The sequence below is a fragment of the Maricaulis sp. B-26 genome, assembly GCF_056857855.1.
In genome coordinates, this window is the sequence record NZ_JBSXNX010000027.1 from 1 (window position 1) to 22378 (window position 22378).

Here is a 22378-nt window from a genome sequence, read left to right on the forward strand (position 1 = left end):
AGGATGCCGGCTGATGCCGGAGTGTTGCTGTAAGTGTGAGTGACATCAGGGACATCCTGCACACGGAGATTTACCGGAGCCCTCACGGGCTCCCTCTCGAAACCGGTCTGGACAGACAGTCAGCGCTTTTGCTGCCTCTCCGAACCGATGGCCTCACCGGATCCGGTCGTGGTCAACCCGACCGGAGCGGGCAAGCTCCGTCCTCCCCACACCCCCGGCGAACCAGGCCGGGCCTCGAGCGGTGCGAGAACGGGGGTGAGTATGCGGGAGAGTTGGAGGGTGGGGATAAGTTGGTGTTTCAGAACACGCAGACTTGTCATCCCGGACGCATGCCCGGCCCCGAGCCGGGCGGAGATCCGGGACCCATACGCCCGGTGCTGGCCGGAAGCAGGCGCGGCGTGGATAGCCAGTCCGCTTTCGTCTAGATCCCGCGTTTATAGGTCCCGGCTCTACAGTCCGCCTGCGCGGGCTATCCGGCCGGGATAACAGCTTGAAATGATCAAACTCAATTCCCCCGGACCTGTTCCGGGGCCTCGGAAGCGTCAGCGAGTTTCACTCGCCCCCGTCACCGAAACCCCGGCACAAGGCCGGGGAAATTGGAGCTCGTTGGCGCTCCGGCGCGCACTTCCCCATTCATCTCTTGCCAAGATGCCGCCGCATGGACCCAGCGGAGACATTCTGAACAGAGAAAGAAACGACGAGGGCGAGTGATATTGGGGTATGTAGTGATCTGCGGCGAAGTCAAATCAATCGTGGAGGGCGTATGGTGCTCAAACACTTTGAAGAAATCGACCTACCTCACGCGATTGAGCATTTAGTCTACGAAATTTCCATGCTCGAAGCGGTAGCCGCGAGACTTAGCAAATTTCAACACGGCGACGTCAAGAACGCCCTCGTCGAAAGCTTGGCGTTGCACACCCGAAATCTCATAGAGTTTTACTTCTATAGTGAGGGTGGAAAAGATGATGATCTCCGCGCGGTACAGTTCTGTAAACCGGAGACAACATGGCCCCATAACAGGTCCACGCTCAATAGCCTCCAAGTGCTCAGCGACGCCGCAGGCAGAGCGAACAAACAAGTTTCGCACTTGACCCTCGACCGCGGCCAGAAAGCTTCTCATGGAAAAGGCTGGCCGACTGATGAATTGCTGACAGCTCTACGGATTGTCCATGAGGAGTTTCGCACATTGGCACGCCCAGAAGTACTGGTAGCGCTGGATGAAAAAATGCCTCCGATTATCCATCAAGTCCGGAATTAGAGACTAACTGGTTGAGCCTCTCCCCCCAAACAAAAAAACCCCGGTCCTGAGGGAACCGGGGCAGTCATGCCGTTGAGTGGCATGTGAGTGGATGAAGTGAGTCTGCGGTCAGCGATAGCCGCCGACGCCGCCGTCGAGCATGAGCGTCATGGAGACGCGTTCGCGGCGTTCGCTGTGGCTCTCGCGGCGGACCTGTTCCATGTAGGTTTCCTCGCGGCGCATGAAGACCATTTTCACGCCCGGGCCGTGACGGCGCAGGAGCGAGCGTTCGTTGCAATTGCGGCGCGGCTCCTGGGTCTCGCAGTAGAGACGGCCGCCCGGCGCGTGGCGCAGGGCCTCGCCCTTGCGGCACATGATGGTGGGCGCTTCGGTCCAGACGGTCTCGCCGTCGCGCTGCCAGCCGATCGTGGTCTGCATCGCCGTGCCGGCCATGCAGCGGAAGATCTCGCCGTCATAGGTCGCACCGACGCGCTCGTCGTCATCGACGCGGGAGGCCGGGTGCGGTGTGCCGTTATCGTCCACGCAGACGGCGCGCACGACGCGCCATTCCTCGACGATGCGGGTGCGCTCTTCCTCGACCAGTTCCCACTCGCTCTCTTCGGTCCCCACGACATTGAGGCCCGTGATGGCGGTGCCGGCCGGCGGTGTGGTGATCGGGGTATAGCTGCCGCCGCCGATAAAGGTCACCGCGCCGGCGCCCGCATTGGCCGACGCCGCCGCATTGGCGCGGGCATTGACCGCCGTGTTGACGTTGACGTTCGTGTTCACATTGACCCGCGTCGAGACGTTCACGCCGACATTGATATTGCCGCCATGAATATTGACGTTCGGGACGTTCACCGTGTGACCGCCGCCATGCGTGCAGCAGCTCGGCGGAGGCGGCGGCGTGCAGCAACCGTCTCCACCGCCGCCGGCAAAGGCTTGCGTCGCGGCGGGCGTGACGAATAGGGCGAGCGCGGTGCTCGCAGTGATCATAAAGGCGTGCCGTGCTGAAACGCGCATGGGCTTGCTCCCTTGAACCTGACCGTCGCTTTGCAAGGGGTGGGCCGCTTTTGCGTTTCGCATCATCAGTGGATGGAATTCCCCCAGCCGGGGAAGCGCGAAAAAGTCTTTTCTCCACAAAAGGGTATGGCCCCGAACTTGAAACCCGTGCCGCGACCGATCCGGGGGCAGCCCGGTATGTATGAGTAATGGAGACTGGAATGCGCCACGCGCAATCACGAGCGCTGCACGCCTACTGGCAGACCCGCCGCAATGGCGGAGCCGCGCCGCACCGTGCCGATATCGAACCGCAGGATATCGCCGAGCTGCTGGGCTATGTCTTCATTCTCTGGCGTGCCGATCCGCAGCACCACACTTTCCGCCTCGCGGGTACGCATCTGTGCGAACTCTACCAGCGCGAGTTCCGGGACCAGAACTTCCTCTCGCTCTGGCGCGGCCATGATCGCACGCATGTCCAGGCCGTACTGGAAGCGTCCATAACCGGGACATCGCCGGCCTCGCTGATCGCGCGCGCCTCGACCATGGACATGCACCAGCTGCCCGTCGAGATCTCCTTCCTGCCCCTGCGCGGTCCGAACGGCACGGTGGACCGGACGCTGGGCCTCTTCCAGCCGCTCGACGATGCTTCCGGTTTCCGGGGACGGCCGGTCGTGCGGACCAGCCTGCGCGAGATCCATCCGCCGGCCGATCCGGGCCACGCCTTTCCCATTGTCCCGGCGCGCCAGCCGCACACCCCGCTAAGGGTGGCAAACGACCAGTAATGGCAAACAAGTCTTAACCGGTCCCGCCTAGGCTTCCAGCGACCAGGAGGCCGATGCAATGCATCAAGAACCGGCAGGTCGGCTGGACCGGCGCAAGATCAAGATCGCGGCACGCGGTTCCCAGGAACGGCGGCGACATGCCCGTCTGCCCCTGCAATTGCATGGGCGGTACTGGTCCGAGGATATGGGCGAGCACGCCTGTCTCGTCGTCGACGTATCGCCGGGCGGCGCCCGCATCCAGTCGCGCAGACTGCCGCCGCGAGACGGCCGCATCGTTTTGATGATTCCCAGCCTGGGACGGATTGAGGGGCGCGTGGTGCGTAGCCGCGACGGCGAGTTCTCCGTCCGCTTCCACGCCCCCCAGCGCAAGCGGGACAAGCTGGCCGACGCCATCACCTGGCGTTTCAACAAGGAACGCCTGGGCCTCGAAGAGGACCGTATCGCGCCGCGCAAGCCCGGCCGGGGCCGCGCCCGAATCATTCTGGAGGACGGCGTGGTCATCCAGGCCAATGTTGTCGACGTTTCCGTCACCGGCGCAGCCTTCGAATGCCTCGAAAGGCCGCGAGTCGGCGAGATGCTCCGTGTCGGAGAAATGTCAGGACGTGTGGCGCGGATTCTGGACAATGGGTTCGCGGTCGTGTTCGATCCGCCGGAACGCAACGCTAACGACCCTGAAGCCGCATAATCGAGTCCCGATCGTAATTCACAGCGACAACCGGCGATTCGCCCGACTGGCCTGATTCTTGCCGTAACCGGTGCCTAGACCAGTCTTGTCAGATTACGAAAGAGACCCGATATGCCTCGCGATGACGGAATCGCAATGTCCTGGTTTGTAAAAGTCGAAGGCCGTGTCTACGGCCCCTATACGCCTCAGCAGATGCGCGCCTTCGTGGGTGAGGGCCGTATCGCCGCGCACTCGCACGTCAGTGCCGAGCGCGACGGGGCGTTCACCCAGGCGTCCGATATCGAGGACTTCAAGTCCTGGTTCGTGGAAAGCGAACCCAAGCCGGCCGCCGAAAAGCGTGTCACTCCGGGAGCCCGCCCGGCCAATTTCGTGGTCGTTGCTGAGATCGAGTCCGAGAATGGCACGGAATTCCGCAGCGCCCTGGACAGCTATGGCGATGTGGAACAGGTCACCGGCGGCGTCTTCCTGCTGCGCGGCCCGACCACCTCGGCCGTGCTGCGCAACGAGCTCAGCCATATTCTCGGCCGCGACGACAAGCTCCTGGTGATCGACGCGTCGCACGATCGCGCCGCCTGGTTCAATCTGGGCCGCGAAGCCGACCAGAATATCCGCGAACTGTGGAGCCGGGCGCACTAACCCGTCCTGCCCCGGATGCGAACACGAAAGCGCCCATCGAGCCGGACGGCCGATGGGCGCTTTTGACTCTGCCGTCGCAAGGTGTGTCTAGTCGATACGCCGGAGCTGCGTGCTGTGCTTTTTCCAGTTGGCGACATAATGATCGGCCGACCAGCGCAGCATTTTCGCGGTGTCCTCGTCGAGCGTGCGGATGACCTTTCCCGGCGAGCCGACGACGAGCGAATTGTCCGGGATCTCCTTGCCCTCGGTGATCAGCGCATGCGCGCCGATGATGCAGTTCTTCCCGATCTTCGCGCCGTTGAGAATCGTCGCGCCGATGCCGACCAGGGAATAATCGCCGATCGTGCAGCCGTGCAGCATGACCTGGTGTCCCACCGTGACACCCTTGCCCAGCGTCAGCGGCACGCCCTCATCGGTGTGGAGCACGGAATTGTCCTGGATGTTCGTGGCTTCGCCGATCGTGATCGGGTCATTGTCCCCGCGCAGCACGGCACCGTACCAGATGCTGGCATCCTTCCCCAGCGTCACGCGGCCGATCACGCTCGCATCGGGTGCGACCCAGAATTCGCCCTCGCCCGGCGTTTGGGGCACCGAATCGCCCAATGCATACAAAGCCATTTCCGTCTCCACTTTTATTTTCGTGAATTATTCGCGACGCGCTCGTTTAGACCTTCTTCATCGCGGTACACTCAGACTGTAACCGCGATTCGAGAGCAATTCCCGTTTCGTTTCGGCAACGCCAAGGGAGGCAAAAGGGTAGACGGCATGACCGCTCTGCGACCCAGCCCGCCAGGATCAGGCGCTTCGCGCCCCCTGCCTTTCGAGTCCGCCTTCCCGGCTTCATTTCAACGCGTTCTTGCCCCTCTGCCCTCGGCCGAGGGGTTTTTCATGTGTGGAGGTCCCTGCCATGGGTAAGCGTAACGTCAAGCGTCGCCAGCGCGCCGGCGAATTCAATGCCAGCCACTATAACGACGAACAGAGCAAGGTCCGGGCGCTCTTCCCGGGCACGAGCTGGAGCCCTGACGAGAAGGAGCCGATGCGCGATCAGCGTTTCACCAAGAATGTGAAACCGCGCTCGGAAGGCCAGTCCAAGCTGATGAAGGCCATCGACGCGTACAATCTCGTCCTGGCACTCGGCCCGGCCGGCACGGGCAAGACCTTTCTCGCCGTCGCCAAGGGTGTCGAGGCGCTCGAATCAGGATCGGTGAGCCGCATCGTCCTCTCGCGCCCCGCCGTCGAGGCCGGCGAATCGATCGGCTTCCTGCCCGGCGCCATGGAGGAGAAGCTCGCCCCCTATCTGCGCCCCCTCTATGACGCCCTCGCCGACCGGCTGAGCCCGAAAAAGCTGAAAGCCCTGATGGCGGAAGGCCTGATCGAGATCGCGCCGATCGGCTATATGCGCGGCCGCACCCTCAACAATGCCTTCGTCGTCGTCGACGAGGCCCAGAATTGCACTTACGGCCAGCTGAAAATGCTGCTCACGCGCCTGGGCTGGAACTCGACCATGGTGGTCACCGGCGACCCGCACCAGTCCGACCTCCTGCCGGAAATGTCGGGCCTGGCCGGGATCGCGGACAAGATGGACGAGCTCGAGGATGTCGGCGTCTGCCGGCTGGAAGCGAAGGACATCGTGCGCCACCCGCTCGTGGCGAGCATGCTGACGGTGCTCTGACCGCCTGACGTCCGCCGGGGAGCGGCAAACAGACAAATACAATCCACACTGCGTTACGACGCGGCGCGGGACCGGCCGGTTCCGCGCCGTTTCTTTTGAGGCGTGCCTATTGCGCCGGCTCTGCGTCCCGCGCGAAGACGCCTTCCTCGCGCAGGGCGAACAGCAGCTGGTGCACGTTCACCTCCGGCGGGCTGACGACCTTGTAGGAACCGGGAATGGTCCTGGCGAGATCGCTCTCGCGGAAGGCCTGCATCGCCTCGGCGCTCTCCCAGATATAGAAGCCGCCATAATGACCGGGCCGATCCAGCTTGAGATAGAATTTCTGGACCAGGCCCGGCAGCGCCCGGAAATCCGCCGCCCTTTCCTCGGCCACCGACATGACCTCGTCTTCGGAGAGCGTGCTCTCGAACTGTACGAACTGGACGATCATGAAACACCTCCTGTCCCTCGGCCCGGCCTGAGCGGCATGGGCGGTGGCAGAAGAATACAAGATTTCGGGATGAGGGGCAGAGCGAAGCCCTAGTGCAGCGTCACGGAGTGCAGGGGCGCGGGCTTGCGGCGGTATCTCACCAGCACGCGCAGCGTCAGCCGGTGACGGTCGTCCGGATTGAGGCCGAGGCGCCGCACCTCAGCCCGCGCCCGCTCCTCGCGCCGGCGTGCGCGCAGATACTGGATCGCAACGAAGCCGGCGATCAGAAGATAGGCGAGATAATGACCCACGCCGTACCAGTCGGGCAGGAAGAGCCAGACGAACAGCGCGGCGATACAGGCGATCAGGATATCGAAGGGCCAGTTCTCCGACGCCGTGAAGAAGGCAAGCGCCGGGAAGATGTCCCGGTCGATATCGCCCTCCGGATCGATCTTCTCGAGCAGGCCTTCGAATTCGGCAACCTGCTGGGCATAGACCCGGTTGAGTTCGGTGTCCTCGGTATAGGGCTCCGCGCCGCGCGGCAGGTCCCGGTTGAGAATCATGCAGGCGCGCATCAGCCATTCGGCGTCCTGCAATCGGCCACGACCGACGAAACCGCTCATGGCTCTGCTCCCGTCTCCGCTCCGTCTCCGCCAAGCGCCGCATCGAGCCAGGTTGCGGCCTGGGCCGACGTCTGGCGTTCCAGGTCCACCCGGCGATTGGCTTCGCGCATCAGCGTGTCGTCGATCGCGCCGATCAGCCCGTCGAGCGCGTCGGCGAGTCCGGGCCGGCGGGCCGCTTCGGGCGAGAGCAGGATAATGGCGTCGTAGGGCGGCAGCGCCGCACGCGGATCATCCAGCACGAGCAGGTCGAAGGCGGCGATCCGGCCGTCGGTCGTATAGGCGCTGATCATGTCGACCTGACCGTTGCGGACGGCGTCGTACATGAAAGCCGGATCCATCGCCCGCGTGGACATGCCGCCGAGCCCGTAGGCCTCCCGCGTCGCGACCCATTCCGCGCGACTGAACAGCTCCGCATCGCCGCCCACGCTCATGCGGTCGGCCAGAGGCGCGAGGTCGGCAAGGCTGGTCACACCGAGTTCCGCGGCCTGTTCCCGGGTCATCGCGAAGCCGTAGGCGTTTTCGAAACCGAGCCGGCCCAGCGTGACGATGCCGTACTGCTCGTAGAGCCAGCCCGTCATCTCGGCGAACATGACATGGCGCTGGATGGGCTCGGGCCGGTCCATGACCGTGGCCCAGATGGTTCCGGTATAGTCGACATAGACGTCGATCTCGCCCGAGCGGACCGCATCGAAAACGATCGTGGAACCGAGATTCTCGCGGCGCTCGACGCGGGCGCCCGCCGCTTCCAGCCGGGCCTGCATCAGCTCGGCCAGGATGTATTGCTCGGTAAAGGCCTTGGAGCCCACCACGACCGTCTCGCCGGCGAGACCGCTGCCGCTCTCGCGGGCCGCCGCCTCGCGCGCCGCCGCGGCCGGATCGGCCGGATGGATGAAGCGCGGCGCAACCGAGGCCGTGATCACGAGCGCGAGGGCCGCCCCCACGCCCATGGCAAGCCCGCGCCGCCGGTCGCGCGCCGCGATCTCGAGCAGGCGGATCATCTGGTCGAGCAGGATGGCGAGGCCGGCCGCGAAGAGGCAGCCGAAGACCACCGACAGCCAGTTGCGGGTCTGCAGGCCCGCGAAAATATAATTGCCCAGACTGGAGGCGCCGACAGGCGTGGCCAGCGTCGCTGCCCCGACCACCCAGACCACCGAGGTGCGAAGCCCGGCCACGATGACCGGCAGGGCGAGCGGCAATTCGACCTGGCGCAGACGTTCCGCGTCGGTCATGCCAATGCCGCGCGCGGCCTCGCGCAGCGCCGGTTCGATCCCCTGCAATCCGACGATGGTGTTACGCAGGATCGGCAGAACCGAGTAGAGCATCAGCGCCGCAAAAGCCGGCACATAGCCGATGGTTCCGCCGAGCAGCGGCACCATCAGGGCCAGCAGAGCCAGGCCGGGGATGGTCTGCACGACGCTGGCGACATTCAGCGCTGCCGCCGCCAGTCGCGGGCGGTAGGCGGCGTGGATACCGAGCGGAACGCTGATCAGGACGCCAACCGCGATCGCGCTCAGCGACAGAAGGACATGCCCCGAAAGGAGATGCGGCAGCTCGGCCCAGCGCTCGGCGAGATTCGCATTCATGCCTCGAGCTCCGCAATGGCGCGGACCTGACGGCGCGGCGTATCGAGCAATTGCGAGACGTAAGGGTCCGCCGGCGATGCGACGAGCTCGGAAGGCGGACCGCACTGGAGCAGTCGCCCGGCCTGCATCACCGCGATCACATCCCCCATGATCAGCGCCTCGGCCATGTCGTGCGTGACCATGACGGCGGCGAAGCCCAGTTCGGCCTGGAGGGATTTGAAATCCTGTTGCAGACCGTCGCGGGTAACCGGGTCGAGCGCGCTGAAAGGCTCGTCCATCAGGACCAGGTCGGGCTCACCGGCAAGGGCCCGTGCGAAACCGACACGCTGACGCTGGCCGCCGGACAGTTCGCCGGGATAGCGCTCGCCGAATTCCGAAGGGTCGAGGCGAACGAGATCGAGCAATTCGCGTACGCGCAGCTCGGTGCGCGCCGCATCCCAGCCGAGCACCCCCGGCAGAACGGCCACGTTCTCGCGCACCGTCATGTGCGGGAAGAGACCGTCGCCCTGCATCACCCAGCCGATACGGCGGCGCAGCTCCACCGGATCGAGCCCGGCAATGTCCTCGCCCTCGTAAAAAATCGAACCGCCCGAAGCATCCTCCAGGCGGTTGATCATTTTCAGGACTGTCGTCTTGCCGCAGCCGGACTCGCCGACCAGGCACAGCAGCGCACCGGCGCCGACCTGGAAAGACACCTCCTGAACGGCCTCGACGCCGCCCGGATAGGTCTTGGCGACCGACCGGACGTCGAGAACGGGAGATGTCTCGAGGCTCAAAGTTCTTCCAGGTCGATGTCCAGGATGGTGATTTCGAAGGAGTAGGACGTTTCGCCCTCATCGATGATTTTCGACACCACGCCGAGGCATTCGTCGCCGATATGGATTTCGGCGCACTCGTCCGGGCGATTGCGCAGCTGCACGACCAGTTCGGGGTTGAGCTTGGTCTGCAGGAACATCTGCAGCTTGGCCGCTTCGAGCGGGGTCATGTTCTTGTTCACGGGCAATTCTCCGGTCGGGGATTCGAAGTCGGCGCTAACTAACCCCATGCACGGGGGTTGCGTCCAGCCTGAGGCCTGCGTTCATGCGCCCGGCAAAGCAGCGGAAAGCGAGGATGCACGCCCTTATCCGGCGTCGCTCGGAAGACTCTGATCCATGGACTTGGCCGGCTCGTCGCAGCAATTTCCGACTACCTTGGCCGGAACGCCGGCGACGGTACAGCCGGCCGGCACGGGCTTGAGCACAACGGAACCGGCAGCGATGCGGGCGCCGTCGCCCACCTCGATATTGCCGAGCACGCGCGCACCCGCTCCGATCAGAACGCCGCGCCCGACCTTCGGGTGACGGTCCTCATGGGCCGCGCCGGTACCACCGAGCGTGACCTCGTGCAGCAGCGAGCAATCATCGCCCACAACGGCCGTCTCGCCGATCACCACCGACGTGGCATGGTCGATCATCACGCCATGGCCGATGCGGGCGGCCGGGTGGATATCCAGACCGAAGCGCTCGGCGACCCGGCTCTGGAGATGAAAGGCCAGCGTCTGGCGGCCCTGGCCCCATAGCCAATGGGCCACGCGATGCGACTGCAGAGCATGGAATCCCTTGAAGTAGAGGAAGGGCTGGAGAAGGCTCAGACAGGCCGGGTCGCGCTCGTCGAAGGCGATCATGTCGGAGGCCGCCATCTCGACAATGCCCGGATCGCCGGCGATCGCCTCTTCGGCTACGTCTCGCGCCAGCATGGCGTCGAGCTGGGCGTCGGCCATCTTGGCCGCGATACGATAGGCGAGCGCATCGCCGAAATTGTCGTGACGCAGGATTGCCGCATTGAGAAAGCTGGCAAGGATCGGTTCTTCCGCCGCGGCCGAGGCCGCTTCGACGCGCAGTCGCGCCCAGACGGATTCGACCCCTGTACGGGCTTCCACGGTTTTCTTGGCACTTCCAACCGACATGGTCATCTCCTCGCCGCTATCGCGTCAGCATGGCGGTAGCGAGCGACTCGTCCAGCATGCCTTCCCGGGCCATGTAGTATGCCCGCAACAGCATCGCCACCGTCAATGCGTCCGTTATTCTGCCAGACATCGCCTCGTCCAGCGCATCACGAAAATGTATGGCGCGTATCGAGAGGACTTCGGTCCCCTCCGGATCGGGCTCGCCCGGTGTCAGGCCGGTCGCCAGAAAGCCGACGGCCTGTTCGTCCGAAATCGAGTTGGACAGGTCCATGCGCAGGATTTCCTGCCAGTGTGCCGCACTCAGCCCGGTCTCTTCCTTCAGCTCGCGCCGTGCGCAATCGAGCGGCGCCCCGTCCTTGCGGCCGCCGCCTTCGGGGATTTCCCAGCTATAGACGTCCAGCGGAAAGCGGTGCTGCCCGACCAGAGTGACATGGCCCTGCGCATCGACGGGGAGGATGGCGAGAGCGAGATTCTTGTAGGACACGACGCCATAGACGCCGGGATCGCCGCCCGGACGGATCACGGCATGATCGACGACTTGCATCCAGTCGTTCTCGTAGACGGTCTTCTGCGCCCGGATATCCCAGGGGCCTCGCTTCGCGGCCATGGCGGCCTCCCTTGGCGGCTTCTGCGATCTAGGCGCGTTCGGCCAGCCCCGGCAAGATATCGCCCTCGCCGGCATGGTGCTTCAGGCGCGCGGCGAGCTTGCGCTTCTTGTGCGAGAGCCGGGTCAGCAGAACGAAAGCGGCGGGCGCGAAGACCAGGGCGAGGATCGCCGAACCAGCCACGCCGCCGACCATGGCCGAGGCGAAGGGCAGCCAGAAACTGTCGCCCGCGACCAGGAGCGGTACGAAACCGCCGATCGTGGTCAGCGTGGTCGAAATGATATGGCGTGTCGCATCTATCACCGTGGCCTGGACCGCGCCAGGTTCGAGCGCGACGGCGGCCGGCGCAGTCCGCAGCGCGGAGAGGACGACGATGGCGCCATTGATCGACAGTCCCATCAGCCCCATCGAGCCGACAATGGCATTGAAGCCCAGCGGCGTCCCGAACAGCCAGACGCCGAACATGGCCAGACCGACCGAGAGAAAGGCCACGACGAAGATCACGCCGGCATAGCGGAAACTGTTGAAGGCCAGCACGACCGAACCGATCATCAGCACCAGCAGCGGAACAGCCGTGCCGAACAGATCGGCCATGGCGCTGCCGCGTTCCTCGGCTTCGCCGCCGACCTGCAGCTCGTAGCCCGGCGGCAATTCAATCCCGGCCGCGTCCAGCTCGGCGAAGAAGTACTCGAGCGCCGGTGCCGGCAGGAGGAAGGGTTCCAGATAACCGTAGATCGTGTTCACCCGGTGACCGTCCTCGTGCGGGATGATCGCCACTTGGGGAGACAGGGCGACATCGCCGAGCGCTGCCAGGGGAGAGGCTAGAATGGCAGAGCCCGGCGATGCCAGGGGAGACCCGGAAATGGAGGAGAGGCTGGCCCGGCGTTCATCGTCGGCGATGATGCGAACAGGCAGTTCCTGCGTGCCTTCCAGCACACTGCCGCCGATCACGCCGTCGAGCTCGCCGCGCAGCCCGTTGGCCAGGTCCGACAGACGCAGGCCGGCCAGCTCGGCGGAGGCCTCATCGGCCATGACGCGCGCCACCGGCTCGCCCATCTCCAGCAGGGCGACGGTCTCGGTGACGCCCGGCGTGCGTGCCAGCACGGAGCGGATTTCATTGCCGAGCCGGTTGAGCTCGCTCAGCTCGGGACCGACCAGGACCAGCTCGATCGGGGCCGGAATGGGCGGCCCCTGTTCGTAGGGCAGCGCCAGGACGCGCGCCTGCGGGAAAGCGGCGGACAGCTCGCGCTGGAGCTCCGGCAGGATGCGGGCCGTGTCCCGCGCCGACGCCGTATGCACGAAGCCGGAGGCATAGCTCGGTACGGCCGAGGTGTTGCCAACGACATTGTAATAGGTCCGCGGCGCGCTCTCGCCGATCACCCAGGAAACGCGTTCCACGCCCTCATAGGCCTCGATGATCTCACGCGCATGCTCGGTCTGGCGCTGCGTTTCCGCGATCGAGGCGGAGGACGGCAGCTGAAGGCTGAGCTGGAACATGTCGCGATCGGTCGGCGGGAAGAACTGCATGGGCAGGGTCGAGGCGGCGACGAAACCCGCGAAAGGAAGGATCAGCCCGGCGAGCAGGCCGGTCCAGGGCCGTGCCGTAATGGCGTCCAGCATGGACCTGTAGAGGCCGGCCATCGGTCCGGCATGCAGACCCTGCCGCCAGAAGCGCTTCGGCCCGTCCGCGGCCTTCGGATCGTCGAACCAGGCCGCAAAGGCGCCGACCACGGTCATGGCGAGAATGAAGGAGGTGGTGACGGCGAAGATCACCGAAATCCCGATCATGGAGATGAACTCGCCCGCCGAGCCCGGCATGAGCGCGATCGGCGCGAAGGCGAACACGGTCGTCAGGGTCGAGGCGAGGAGCGGCGCGAAGAGATGGCGCAGAGCACGGTCCAGGGCGGAGGAAACATCCATCCCTCGCGTGCGCATCAGCCGGTATTCGTCGACCACGACGATGGCATTGTCGATCAGGAGGCCCAGTGCGACGACGAGGCCGGTCACCGACATCTGGTGCAGCGGCTCGCCGAGTATCCGGGTGAGCAAGAGCACGGCCAGCACCGTCAGGGGCAGCGCCGTGCCGACGATCAGCGCGGAGCGCCAGCCCATCATCAGGAAAAGCACGGCGAAGACGATCAGGGCCGAATAGCCCAGATTGCGGGCCAGCCCGTTAAGCCGGCTCTCCACATAATCGCCCTGCCGGAAAATCGTCTCGACCCGAACGCCGGGTACGGAGGCAGCGAAATCCGCGACCAGTTCGTCCGCAGCCTCGGACCAGAGGTCGGCCCGCAATTCCGGCTGGAGATAGGCGGCCACGAAAACCGAGCGGCGTCCTTCGGTCATCGCCATGGAGGCGGCGGGCGTGCGCACGCCCTTCTCGACGTCGGCGACGTCGCCGACGCGGATGAAGGCACCGTTCGCCCCCTCCCCGATCGAGATGGCGCGGATACGGTCGAGACTGTCCAGTTCGCCGGCGATCTCCACGCCCAGATCGACCGCACCGGAACGCAGTTCGCCGGCCGGCGACTTGGCGTCGGCGCTCGCGGTCAGGCGGGCGAGATCGGCGACGGAGAGGCCCAGGGCGGCCAGTGTGTCCGGATCGGCGAGAACGCGGATTTCCTCCTCGGCGCCACCGAAAATCTGCGTTTCCTCGGTGCCGGAGAGATTACGGAAGCGGGCCTCCAGGTCTTCGGCAAGGCGCGACTGGATCGCCAGGTTCTCAGGGCCGCCGGACTCCCAGCTCAGGGCCACGATCATGGTCGCGGCGCCGAGATAGTGTCGCTGCACGTCCGGGCTGATCACGCCGTCGGGAAAGCCGGCCTCCACGGAGGCGGCCTGGTCGCGGATCAGGGTCCAGGCACGGTCGACCTCGGCCGCACTCAGATCCTCGCGGATTTCCAGCGTGATGGTCGAGACGCCAGAGCGCGAGACGGAACTGGTGGAACCGAGTTCGGCGAGTTCCTGGATCGCGTCTTCCAGCGGTTCGGTGACCAGCGCCTCGACGCGCTCGGCGGAGGCCCCCGGAAAGGCCGTCACGATTATGCCGTAGCGCTCGACCAGGGACGGATCTTCCTGGCGGCCGAGCGAGAAAAGCGCACCGAAACCGGCCGCTGCGAGCAGCAAGATGGCGAGCGCGGTCAGACGCGGAAAGCGATAGAAAAGCGTGGTCATTGCAGGCGTGCCTCGATCGGGGCCGGCACCACCGGCTGGCCGGGCGTGACGCGCGAGAGACCACCCGCCAGCACCATGTCGCCGTCGCTCACTGCGCCGCGCACGAAAACGCGCTCGGCCTCGACGCGGACGGCCTCCACGATGCGCGGCTCGAGCCACCAGGTCCCGGCCTCGTCAGAGGCCAGGACATAGACCGACCAGAGACCGCGACGGCCTTCGGCCAGGGCGGCGGTGGGCACCCAGAATCCGTCCGCACCGATCTCGGTGGCGAGGGCAAGGCGGACGACCGCGCCCGGCAACACGCCCTGCTCGCCGTCCAGATCGAAAACGGCCGTCACCGACCGGGTCTGACGGTCGACGATGCCGGTCGCGGCCCGGAAGTACGCCACGACTTCGCCGGCATCCGAGGTGAAGCGATAGGGTTGGCCGGAATGAAGCGCCGATGCGGCCTCCGCCGGCAGTCCGACACGAACCTCGAGCGCCCCGGTCTCGACCAGTTCGAGCACGGGCTGGCCCGGCGTCGCGATCGCGCCCTCATCGACGAGACGCTCGGTGACGACGCCGTCATAGGGCGCGGTGATCACGGACAGGTCCGACTGCACGCGCAGCGCATCGGCCGCTGCCGCCGCTGCGGCCTGGCGGGCCTCGGCCGCGCGGGTGGAGGTGCGGACCTCGTCGAAACGCTGCTGGGAGATATGACCGCGCGCCAGAAGTTGCGCCTGCCGGTCCTCGGTCTCTCGGGCCAGCGCGGTCTGCGCCGCCGTTTCAGCGGTCTGGGCATCGGCTGCCGCGATCTGGGCGGCGAGCGCGCGAATATCGAGGCGGGCCAGGATGTCGCCGGCCGCGACGCGGTCGCCGACATCGACATTCACCGACTCGATCCGGCCGCCCCGTTCGAAGCCGAGCGCGCTTTCGCGCCGCGCGGTAACGATGCCCGGAAAGCGCTCTTCCGTGCGAGCATCGGTCGAGTAGTGCACCTCAAGGGCGGACACCGGTAACGGCGGTGGCGTCGATGCGACCCCGTTCGCCTCGGCGCGGAGCGACGAGACGCCGAATACGAGTGCGGAGACCATGACCATGGCCATGACCACCATGCTGCCTGCGCCCAATGGCCGTTTGTAGAGAGACATGTCGACACTACCCTCGCTGCATCTTGCAACGGGATGTAGTGCATCTAACGCCGTTTGAAAAGTGAACGGTGTTTATTTATTTTCGTATCCAACCCATGCGCTATTTCATGAGCCCGCGGAGCACACTGTCGACATGCTGCTCTATGACGGCATCGCGCGTGACATGTTCCGAGCCCGGCATGCCCCCCGGGAAATCGTCGATGGACACCATCAGCATGGTCAACCCGTGCAGGCTCGCCCAGACGCTTTTCGATGCGACGTGCGGATCGAAATCACGGAACTGCCCTTCCTCCTGGCCTTTCACGATCATCTGCACCAGCGCCTGTTCGGCCTGATAGGCCGTCTCGGTCTCCTCGTGCAGGTGAGGCTTCTTCGTCGTGGTGGGCGAGAAGGCCATCATATAGTGATTGGGTTCTTCCATGCCGGTCTCGATATAGGCCCGCATGCAGCGGGCGCACAGCGCTCCGGTCTCGCCGCCTTCCGCCATGGATTGGTTGATCCGTGCCAGCAGGCGTTCGAAGAACATGTCGCGTATGGCCGTAAAGAGATCGTCCTTGGAAGCGAAGTACTTGTAGATCGCCGCAGGACTGTAATCGATGGCCTCCGCCAGGCGGCGCATGGAGATGCCCTCCTCGCCTTCCGCCGTGAAGATATCCTCTGCGGCATCGATAATGGCCTCGCGGACCTTGCGCCGGCGGCGATCGGCCGGCGTATCATCCCCGATGGCGAAATCTGCTGTCATACCTGTTACGACTCCCACCCCCAGCAACGCATTCCAATGCGCCAGTCCGGAAGGTATACCGAGCACGGACCATTTCGGTCAAAAAACACTTCCACCGTCAGCATGCAGGCATCCGACATGAATGAACAGGTTTCACCCGCATTTCCCGGTCCCGGCGAGCGCCTTGCCCCGAGCCACCCGAACGCGGAAACCCTGACCCTGCTGACGCGCCGGCGCTCGACGACCGCGATCGCGCTGAGCGAGCCCGGCCCCTCGCCCGAGCAGGTCGAACAGCTGATCGGCATCGCCAGCCGCGTGCCGGATCACGGCAAGCTGGCGCCCTGGCGATTCGTCGTCTTCGAGGGCGATGCTCGCGCAAGCTTCGGCAATATTCTCGGCAAGGTGTTCGCCGCCAAGACGGCGGACGCGACCGAAGAGCAGATCCGCTTCGAGGCCGCCCGCTTCGAACGGGCCCCGCTCGTCATTGCCGTGATCTCGACCGTGCTGGAAAAGCACAAGATTCCCGAATGGGAGCAGATCCTGTCCGCCGGTGCTGCCTGCCAGAACATGCTGATTGCCGCGTCCGCCATGGGATATGGCGCGCAGTGGCTGACCGAATGGTATGCCTATGATCCCGACGTAAAGGACGCGCTTGGACTGCGCTCGGGCGAACGCATCGCCGGCTTCGTCTATGTCGGCTCGGCCAGCGACGAACCCGTCGAGCGGGTCCGCCCCCGCGCACATGTCGGTCGCTGGAAGGCCTAGCGAGACACGACGCGCGTGATTACCGTCACGACTTCGCAGCGTATTATATATTAAAATCAGCTGCTTCTATCACTGTCGCGTCAAGCGGCCTCGCGCGCAGCGGCGTACCTCGCATTCGAAATCTGCATAAACACGCAAGCAATCGGCGCGTCCGCGGCGAAATAGCGCGCGCATTCCACTATGTTCACACTCATGCAACATACCGAAATCGCATAATTTTTCGATCGCCGCACCGACAGCGGGCGATCAGGCCCCAGTTAACAAAACCCCAATGCCCACTCATTTCAAACAACTATCGATCCGAGCAGCTTATCCCCATTCCGACCGCGATTATTAAGGCCTGGAGGTATTCGACGTGCACTTCCAGCGTTAGAAAAAACGAGGGACGACGCATGCAAGGGATCAAAGCTCTTTCTGTTTATGCACGAATTGGCCTCCTGGGTGGCCTGATCGCTTTTACGCTCATCTCGCTCGCTGCCACGCTCTGGTACAGCGACAACAGCACCAGTCGGGCACTCGACTCTCAGCAGCGCTTCGCCGAGATCGAACGACTGGCGATGGAAACGGAGATCGGCGCCCTGCAGATGCGGCGGCGCGAAAAGGACTTCCTGCTCCGCAGCGATGCAAGCTATCTGGATCGTTACGAAGCCGATGCGGATGTCGTTGCCGCCAACCTCGAGGCAATTCGCTCGCTCGGGGCTCCCGCCGAAATCACCACGGCTGTCGAGCGCCTTCAGGGCAACCTGCCCCGTCACAGGGAAGCCTTTCGCCGCGTCGTAGCAGAGCAGATTGAACTTGGCCTGACGCATGAAGACGGTCTGCAGGGAGAGCTCCGCAGTGCCGTGCGCGATGTCGAGGACCGCCTCGCCGTGTTCGGCGATGACGGCCTGACCGTCCTGATGCTGATGATGCGCCGGCACGAGAAGGATTTCATGCTTCGCATCGAGCCCCGCTATATCGAACGCCACGATATGCGTATCGCGGAATTCGACGCTATGCTTGACACGCGCGACTATCCGGCTGCGGACATCGCCGAAATACGCGCGCTCATGCAGGCCTATTCGCGCGGATTTCACGCCTGGGCGGAAAACCGGCTTCAACTGAACGAGACAATTGGCGCGATGAGCGAAATCTTCGCCGAGATGGAGCCGGACTTCGACGTTATGCTCGAAAGAGCACACTCTGAGGGCAATGCGGCCATGGCGGCGCTTGAAGCAGAGCGTCAGCGCATCCGCATGATTACCCTGACCATGGTTGTCGCTATCGCTCTTGTCGCCGGCGCCCTTTGCTGGTGGGTCGGACGTTCCATCGCCAACCCGGTTACCCGCCTGACCGATGCCATGGGCGAGCTGGCCGGTGGCCGCACCGACCTCGATGTTCCCGCACAGGACGAAGGCGGCGAGATCGGTCGCATGGCCGCCGCGGTCCTTGTCTTCAAGCGCAACAAGGAGGAGATGGACCGTCTCACCGCCGAGCAGGCCGAGACGGAGGCCCGCAACGCGGAAGAAAAGCGCCGCCTGATGCACCAGATGGCCGACGAGTTCGACGCCCAGGTCGGCACGATCGCGAAGGACGTCGCCACGGCCGCCGAGAATATGAGCGCGGTCGCCGCCCAGCTGCGCAGCACTGCGGAACAGTCCGGCGAACGCTCGGCGATCGTCGCCAGCGCGGCGGAGGAAACCTCGGCAAACACCCAGGCCGTGGCCTCGGCCGCCGAGGAACTCACCTCCTCCATTCGCGAAATCAACCGTCAGGTGACCGATTCACAGGAACTGACCCGCAATGCCGTCCAGGAAGCGGAAGTCACGCGCGTGACCGTGACCGGGCTCGGCGATGCGGTGGTCAAGATCGGCGATGTAGTCACCCTGATCCAGTCGATCGCGGAACAGACCAATCTGCTCGCGCTCAACGCGACTATCGAAGCCTCGCGCGCGGGCGATGCCGGCAAGGGCTTCGCCGTCGTCGCCTCGGAAGTGAAGGCGCTCGCCGACCAGACAGCGAAAGCCACGCTGGATATCGCCGACCAGATCGATGCCATCCAGAAGAGCGGCGACCAGGCCGTTACGGCGATCACCACGATGACAGGCATGATCGACCGCGTGTCCGAGGGCGCGACGGCGATCGCCTCGGCGGTCGAGCAGCAGGATGCCGCGGCGAGCGAGATCGCCAACAGCGTATCGCAGGCTGCGGACGGCACCGCGCAGGTCACGGAAAGCATTTCCGCCCTGACGGACAATGTCCGCGAGACCGATACCGGCGCCAGCCAGGTGCTCGACGCAGCGCGCAGCGTAACCAGCGATGCCGAACGCCTGAAATCGACTCTCACCGGGTTCCTCGACAAGATCCGGGCCGCATAGCCCGCCCCGATGCAAGGAAACAGAACCATGCGCAACTTCCTCAGCACGGCCACAGCTGCCGCCCTGCTTCCCCTCGCCTTCACCCTGCCGGTTCAGGCCGAAGACTGGGATTTTTCCATGGCGCCGGGTCCGGTCGTCACCCATGAAGCCTCGGATACGGAAATCCGCCTGCGCGGCCGCGTCTATTACGACGTCGCCGATATCGACTGGTCCAGCCCGCTGACCGGCGCGCCGACCGATGACGACGAGTTTCGCACCGCACGCCTCGGCGTGCAGGCCGAGCGCGGCCCGCTCAAATTCGTGGCCGAGTTCGATTTCGCCAGCGACGACGTGAAAACGAACGACCTGCTCGTCCGCTACGCCACCGAGTTCGGCAGCTTCCAGTTCGGCTACTTCAAGACCATGAACTCGCTCGAGGAGCAGACCTCCTCGCGCTACGGCTCCTTCATGGAACGCTCCATGGGTACCGATCTGTTCGGTCTGGGCCGCCGCATCGGCGCCGCCTGGTTCTGGTCGGGCAGCGATTTCACCGTCGCCGCAGGCCTGTTCGGCGCACCGATGGACAATAATTTCGCCTTCCGCGAGACCGACGATTCCAGTGCTGCAGCGCTGCGCGTGACCTGGTCGCGCGAGATCGACGGCAACCGCATCCATCTGGGCGGTTCCTGGCGGGGAACGGAATATGACGGCGGCACGCGAGTCCGCGTCTATCCGCAGGCGCACCTGTCCAACCGCTTCGCCGCCGCCGACTATCGCACCGGCGCCGCGCTCGGCGAAGCCGACAGCTCCGACTATCTCGGTCTGGAAGCCGCCTGGATTCGCGGTCCCTTCCACGTCCACAGCGAAATCTCCCGCCTCGAACTGGACGGCCCTGCCGGCAATCCGGCCTTCGACACGGCCTTCATCGAGGGTGGCTGGTTCCTGACCGGCGAGTCCCGCGGTTACAAGACATCGTCTGGCTCGTTCAACCGCATCACGCCGGCCGCGGCCATCTCCGACGGCGGCCCCGGCGCCTGGCAGATCGTCGCACGACTCGACCACGCCGATCTCGGCGATGCCGGCCTTGGCGACATCGACTCCTTCAGCGCCGGCGTGAACTGGCACCTGGAACGTCATGCCCGCCTGATGCTGAACTATGTCACCTCCGAGCACAGCGCGCCGGCCTATACCGAGACCAGCGACACCGTGCAGATGCGTCTCCAGCTGGATTTCTGATCGAATTTTTCCGGTCGGCAGGGGGCTGTCGGACCAGAGAAGAAAGGCGTGACAGACTGTCTGCCGCGCCTTTCTTGTTGTCCGGGATGCCCGCCTGGACGCGCGGGATCAGCCGCGCCCGCGATAGGGCGGTACGTCCTGGTCGGGGATCCAGACGCCGGCCGGCGGTTCGCCGGTCGCGAAAAAGACGTCGATCGGAATGCCGCCGCGCGGATACCAGTAGCCGCCGATGCGCAGCCAGACCGGGTCGAGTTCCTTGACCAGGCGCTGGCCGATACCGGTCGTGCAGGCTTCGTGAAAGGCACCGTGATTGCGGAAGCTGCCGAGATAGAGCTTGAGCGACTTCGACTCCACGATCCAGTCGCGCGGCACATAGTCGATCACGAGATGGGCAAAGTCCGGCGCACCGGTCACCGGGCAGAGCGAGGTGAATTCCGGGCAGACGAAGCGCGCCATATAGGGCGCGTCGCACGGATTCGCCACGCGCTCGAGTTCGGCGGTCTCGGGATTGTCGGGCAGCGGCGTTGTCGCGCCGAGCTGGCCGAGATTGTCGTAGCGGTTATCGGTCATGACGCGCACTTAGCGGTGAAGCCCCGGCCCGGCAAGTCCGGAGTTGCTGCAGGCGCTGCCTCAGACCGCGGCGAGTTTGGCCTCGGCGGCGAAGGGCGAGCGGCCCAGCCAGTCTGACATGCAGCCGTCGATCGCCGGGTCTCCGTCCGTCCGGAGCCGGCCGCTCGCACGCTCGGCCTCGATTTCGGACAGCCCCATCCAGATCGCGGTCATCTCTCGCAGCGGGACGCGAACCAGAAGGTCCACCGGAAAGCCCGGATCGATCGAGCATAGATCCACCTCGCCGTCGGCATCGACGATCAGCCACCAGTCCGCGTCGCCCGTGGGGCTGCCGTCGAAATGGAACTGGATGACGCTACGCCGCTTGGGCAAGGGATCGGGAACGAGATTGCGCCGCATGTCCCACATCAACAAGGACGCATCGAGCTTTTCCAGCGACAGATCCGCATCCACCCATCTTTGCCCCCAGAAGCCGACCGCCTCGACGACCGATTTCAGGTCCTCGCCCGCAGCGGTAAGCCGGTATTCGTGAACCCCGCCGGCGCCGCAGCGCGACCGCGTGACGATGCCTGCCGCCTCGAGCTCCCGAAGCCGCCGCGAGAGCACGGCTGTCGACATGCGCGGCACACCGCGTCGCAGGTCGTTGAAGCGGGTGGAGCCCGCGATCAGTTCCCGTAGAAGTATTAATGTCCAACGCCTGCACAACACCTCGGCGGCCATGGCCACCGGGCAGAATTGTCTGTAATCCGGCATGGTGTCTTCTCCCCAATGCCTGCAGCTTTATTCTAGCTGAACAATTCCTCAAGTTCACTTTTAGAACTATGCAGCCCGGAATCGGCACCTTAGCCTCTCTCCCTGTTACGAAACCGGACAGAGAGGTTTTCATGGGACAGAGCCTGTACGATCGCCTTGGCGGCACTGAGGGGATCACGCGTATCGCCGATGATCTCGTCGAACTTCACGCGAAAAACCCGCTCATCGCGGCGCGCTTCGAAAACTCCGACAAAGCCGCTCTCAAACGGACCGTTGCGGAGTTCTTCATCACCGGCTCGGGCGGCCCCGAAATCTACAAGGGCAAGGACATGGTGTCCGTCCACAAGGGCATGAACATCAATGGCGAGGAATTCGTCGCCGCCCTCGACGACGCCATGGCCGCGCTGGACAAGAACGGCATCGGCGAGGCGGAAAAGCAGGAAACGCTCGCCATCCTGTTCTCGATGCGCGGCGAGGTCATGCACGTCTAGCCCCGCAGACGCGAGGGCGGATG

Annotated in this window: 23 protein-coding genes; 9 read left to right on the forward strand and 14 right to left on the reverse strand. The window is 64.7% G+C overall.

The genetic code is table 11. From position 1 onward, the window contains the following. Window positions 1-763: 763 nt before the first annotated feature. A complete protein-coding gene (locus AC13HB_RS13595; protein WP_482950316.1) occupies window positions 764-1258 on the forward strand; it encodes a hypothetical protein in 495 nt (164 codons plus the stop codon). Between the two features lie 108 nt (window positions 1259-1366). Here AC13HB_RS13595 and AC13HB_RS13600 read toward each other — a convergent pair whose 3' ends face one another. Then, window positions 1367-2260, reverse strand: a complete 894-nt coding sequence (locus AC13HB_RS13600) for a hypothetical protein (protein WP_482950317.1) — start codon at window positions 2258-2260, stop codon at window positions 1367-1369. Window positions 2261-2460: 200 nt separating this feature from the next. Between AC13HB_RS13600 and AC13HB_RS13605 the strand changes: the two genes are divergently transcribed. From AC13HB_RS13605 to AC13HB_RS13615, 3 genes are all read left to right on the forward strand, one after another. Next, window positions 2461-3021, forward strand: a complete 561-nt coding sequence (locus AC13HB_RS13605) for a PAS domain-containing protein (protein WP_482950318.1) — start codon at window positions 2461-2463, stop codon at window positions 3019-3021. A gap of 58 nt (window positions 3022-3079) precedes the next feature. Next, window positions 3080-3706: a PilZ domain-containing protein gene (locus AC13HB_RS13610; RefSeq protein WP_482950319.1), complete on the forward strand. Its 627-nt coding sequence runs from the start codon at window positions 3080-3082 to the stop codon at window positions 3704-3706. A gap of 135 nt (window positions 3707-3841) precedes the next feature. Next, window positions 3842-4342 (forward strand): DUF4339 domain-containing protein, encoded by a 501-nt coding sequence (locus AC13HB_RS13615; RefSeq protein ID WP_482950320.1) that lies wholly within the window; start codon window positions 3842-3844, stop codon window positions 4340-4342. Window positions 4343-4429: 87 nt separating this feature from the next. Here the strand turns inward: AC13HB_RS13615 and AC13HB_RS13620 are convergent, their stop codons facing one another. Further along, a complete protein-coding gene (locus AC13HB_RS13620; protein WP_482950321.1) occupies window positions 4430-4960 on the reverse strand; it encodes a gamma carbonic anhydrase family protein in 531 nt (176 codons plus the stop codon). 289 nt (window positions 4961-5249) lie between these two features. Between AC13HB_RS13620 and AC13HB_RS13625 the strand changes: the two genes are divergently transcribed. After that, window positions 5250-6014: a PhoH family protein gene (locus tag AC13HB_RS13625; RefSeq protein WP_482950322.1), complete on the forward strand. Its 765-nt coding sequence runs from the start codon at window positions 5250-5252 to the stop codon at window positions 6012-6014. A 106-nt stretch (window positions 6015-6120) separates the two neighbouring features. Here AC13HB_RS13625 and AC13HB_RS13630 read toward each other — a convergent pair whose 3' ends face one another. From AC13HB_RS13630 to AC13HB_RS13675, 10 genes are all read right to left on the reverse strand, one after another. Beyond that, window positions 6121-6444 (reverse strand): YdhR family protein, encoded by a 324-nt coding sequence (locus AC13HB_RS13630; RefSeq protein ID WP_482950323.1) that lies wholly within the window; start codon window positions 6442-6444, stop codon window positions 6121-6123. An 89-nt stretch (window positions 6445-6533) separates the two neighbouring features. Then, a complete protein-coding gene (locus tag AC13HB_RS13635) occupies window positions 6534-7046 on the reverse strand; it encodes a hypothetical protein (RefSeq protein ID WP_482950324.1) in 513 nt (170 codons plus the stop codon). Continuing rightward, entirely contained in the window at window positions 7043-8629 is a 1587-nt protein-coding gene (locus tag AC13HB_RS13640) for a glycine betaine ABC transporter substrate-binding protein (RefSeq protein WP_482950325.1), read from the reverse strand. The genes AC13HB_RS13635 and AC13HB_RS13640 overlap by 4 nt, the downstream gene beginning before the upstream one ends. Next, window positions 8626-9405 (reverse strand): ATP-binding cassette domain-containing protein, encoded by a 780-nt coding sequence (locus tag AC13HB_RS13645; protein WP_482950326.1) that lies wholly within the window; start codon window positions 9403-9405, stop codon window positions 8626-8628. Before AC13HB_RS13645 ends, AC13HB_RS13640 begins: the two co-directional genes overlap by 4 nt. Next, window positions 9402-9626: a DUF3126 family protein gene (locus AC13HB_RS13650; RefSeq protein ID WP_482950327.1), complete on the reverse strand. Its 225-nt coding sequence runs from the start codon at window positions 9624-9626 to the stop codon at window positions 9402-9404. Before AC13HB_RS13650 ends, AC13HB_RS13645 begins: the two co-directional genes overlap by 4 nt. Window positions 9627-9749: 123 nt before the next feature. Then, a complete protein-coding gene (cysE, locus tag AC13HB_RS13655; protein WP_482950328.1) occupies window positions 9750-10574 on the reverse strand; it encodes a serine O-acetyltransferase in 825 nt (274 codons plus the stop codon). A 16-nt stretch (window positions 10575-10590) separates the two neighbouring features. Continuing rightward, complete coding sequence (locus AC13HB_RS13660) at window positions 10591-11181, reverse strand: NUDIX domain-containing protein (RefSeq protein WP_482950329.1); 591 nt, start codon at window positions 11179-11181, stop codon at window positions 10591-10593. Window positions 11182-11209: 28 nt separating this feature from the next. Next, a complete protein-coding gene (locus AC13HB_RS13665) occupies window positions 11210-14353 on the reverse strand; it encodes an efflux RND transporter permease subunit (protein WP_482950330.1) in 3144 nt (1047 codons plus the stop codon). Beyond that, on the reverse strand, window positions 14350-15483 hold the full coding sequence (locus AC13HB_RS13670) for an efflux RND transporter periplasmic adaptor subunit (protein ID WP_482950331.1): 1134 nt from the start codon (window positions 15481-15483) through the stop codon (window positions 14350-14352). Before AC13HB_RS13670 ends, AC13HB_RS13665 begins: the two co-directional genes overlap by 4 nt. Before the next feature lie 100 nt (window positions 15484-15583). After that, complete coding sequence (locus AC13HB_RS13675) at window positions 15584-16225, reverse strand: TetR/AcrR family transcriptional regulator (protein WP_482950332.1); 642 nt, start codon at window positions 16223-16225, stop codon at window positions 15584-15586. Window positions 16226-16342: 117 nt separating this feature from the next. On the opposite strand from AC13HB_RS13675, the gene AC13HB_RS13680 reads away from it, so the two are divergent. From AC13HB_RS13680 to AC13HB_RS13690, 3 genes are all read left to right on the forward strand, one after another. After that, on the forward strand, window positions 16343-16969 hold the full coding sequence (locus tag AC13HB_RS13680; RefSeq protein ID WP_482950333.1) for a nitroreductase family protein: 627 nt from the start codon (window positions 16343-16345) through the stop codon (window positions 16967-16969). A gap of 392 nt (window positions 16970-17361) precedes the next feature. Then, window positions 17362-19326 carry a methyl-accepting chemotaxis protein gene (locus AC13HB_RS13685; protein WP_482950334.1) on the forward strand — a complete coding sequence of 655 codons (1965 nt, stop codon included), beginning with the start codon at window positions 17362-17364 and terminating at the stop codon, window positions 19324-19326. A 27-nt stretch (window positions 19327-19353) separates the two neighbouring features. Then, window positions 19354-20541, forward strand: coding sequence for an OprO/OprP family phosphate-selective porin (locus tag AC13HB_RS13690; protein ID WP_482950335.1), 1188 nt, complete (start codon window positions 19354-19356; stop codon window positions 20539-20541). 108 nt (window positions 20542-20649) lie between these two features. On the opposite strand, the gene queF is transcribed toward AC13HB_RS13690, so the two are convergent. Together queF and AC13HB_RS13700 are read right to left on the reverse strand one after the other, a co-directional pair. Beyond that, window positions 20650-21111, reverse strand: a complete 462-nt coding sequence (gene queF / locus AC13HB_RS13695) for a preQ(1) synthase (RefSeq protein WP_482950336.1) — start codon at window positions 21109-21111, stop codon at window positions 20650-20652. 60 nt (window positions 21112-21171) lie between these two features. Further along, entirely contained in the window at window positions 21172-21864 is a 693-nt protein-coding gene (locus AC13HB_RS13700) for a winged helix-turn-helix transcriptional regulator (protein ID WP_482950337.1), read from the reverse strand. 131 nt (window positions 21865-21995) lie between these two features. Between AC13HB_RS13700 and AC13HB_RS13705 the strand changes: the two genes are divergently transcribed. Next, window positions 21996-22355: a group I truncated hemoglobin gene (locus AC13HB_RS13705; RefSeq protein ID WP_482950338.1), complete on the forward strand. Its 360-nt coding sequence runs from the start codon at window positions 21996-21998 to the stop codon at window positions 22353-22355. The last annotated feature ends 23 nt before the right edge of the window (window positions 22356-22378 follow it).

What these genes read in the sequence shown, in the direction of transcription:
- AC13HB_RS13595 (WP_482950316.1), top strand. Translation starts at nt 764, where the DNA reads ATGGTGCTCAAACACTTTGAAGAAATCGACCTACCTCACGCGATTGAG.
- AC13HB_RS13600 (WP_482950317.1), bottom strand. Translation starts at nt 2,260, where the DNA reads ATGCGCGTTTCAGCACGGCACGCCTTTATGATCACTGCGAGCACCGCG.
- AC13HB_RS13605 (WP_482950318.1), top strand. Translation starts at nt 2,461, where the DNA reads ATGCGCCACGCGCAATCACGAGCGCTGCACGCCTACTGGCAGACCCGC.
- AC13HB_RS13610 (WP_482950319.1), top strand. Translation starts at nt 3,080, where the DNA reads ATGCATCAAGAACCGGCAGGTCGGCTGGACCGGCGCAAGATCAAGATC.
- AC13HB_RS13615 (WP_482950320.1), top strand. Translation starts at nt 3,842, where the DNA reads ATGTCCTGGTTTGTAAAAGTCGAAGGCCGTGTCTACGGCCCCTATACG.
- AC13HB_RS13620 (WP_482950321.1), bottom strand. Translation starts at nt 4,960, where the DNA reads ATGGCTTTGTATGCATTGGGCGATTCGGTGCCCCAAACGCCGGGCGAG.
- AC13HB_RS13625 (WP_482950322.1), top strand. Translation starts at nt 5,250, where the DNA reads ATGGGTAAGCGTAACGTCAAGCGTCGCCAGCGCGCCGGCGAATTCAAT.
- AC13HB_RS13630 (WP_482950323.1), bottom strand. Translation starts at nt 6,444, where the DNA reads ATGATCGTCCAGTTCGTACAGTTCGAGAGCACGCTCTCCGAAGACGAG.
- AC13HB_RS13635 (WP_482950324.1), bottom strand. Translation starts at nt 7,046, where the DNA reads ATGAGCGGTTTCGTCGGTCGTGGCCGATTGCAGGACGCCGAATGGCTG.
- AC13HB_RS13640 (WP_482950325.1), bottom strand. Translation starts at nt 8,629, where the DNA reads ATGAATGCGAATCTCGCCGAGCGCTGGGCCGAGCTGCCGCATCTCCTT.
- cysE (WP_482950328.1), bottom strand. Translation starts at nt 10,574, where the DNA reads ATGTCGGTTGGAAGTGCCAAGAAAACCGTGGAAGCCCGTACAGGGGTC.
- AC13HB_RS13660 (WP_482950329.1), bottom strand. Translation starts at nt 11,181, where the DNA reads ATGGCCGCGAAGCGAGGCCCCTGGGATATCCGGGCGCAGAAGACCGTC.
- AC13HB_RS13665 (WP_482950330.1), bottom strand. Translation starts at nt 14,353, where the DNA reads ATGACCACGCTTTTCTATCGCTTTCCGCGTCTGACCGCGCTCGCCATC.
- AC13HB_RS13670 (WP_482950331.1), bottom strand. Translation starts at nt 15,483, where the DNA reads ATGTCTCTCTACAAACGGCCATTGGGCGCAGGCAGCATGGTGGTCATG.
- AC13HB_RS13675 (WP_482950332.1), bottom strand. Translation starts at nt 16,225, where the DNA reads ATGACAGCAGATTTCGCCATCGGGGATGATACGCCGGCCGATCGCCGC.
- AC13HB_RS13680 (WP_482950333.1), top strand. Translation starts at nt 16,343, where the DNA reads ATGAATGAACAGGTTTCACCCGCATTTCCCGGTCCCGGCGAGCGCCTT.
- AC13HB_RS13685 (WP_482950334.1), top strand. Translation starts at nt 17,362, where the DNA reads ATGCAAGGGATCAAAGCTCTTTCTGTTTATGCACGAATTGGCCTCCTG.
- AC13HB_RS13690 (WP_482950335.1), top strand. Translation starts at nt 19,354, where the DNA reads ATGCGCAACTTCCTCAGCACGGCCACAGCTGCCGCCCTGCTTCCCCTC.
- queF (WP_482950336.1), bottom strand. Translation starts at nt 21,111, where the DNA reads ATGACCGATAACCGCTACGACAATCTCGGCCAGCTCGGCGCGACAACG.
- AC13HB_RS13700 (WP_482950337.1), bottom strand. Translation starts at nt 21,864, where the DNA reads ATGCCGGATTACAGACAATTCTGCCCGGTGGCCATGGCCGCCGAGGTG.
- AC13HB_RS13705 (WP_482950338.1), top strand. Translation starts at nt 21,996, where the DNA reads ATGGGACAGAGCCTGTACGATCGCCTTGGCGGCACTGAGGGGATCACG.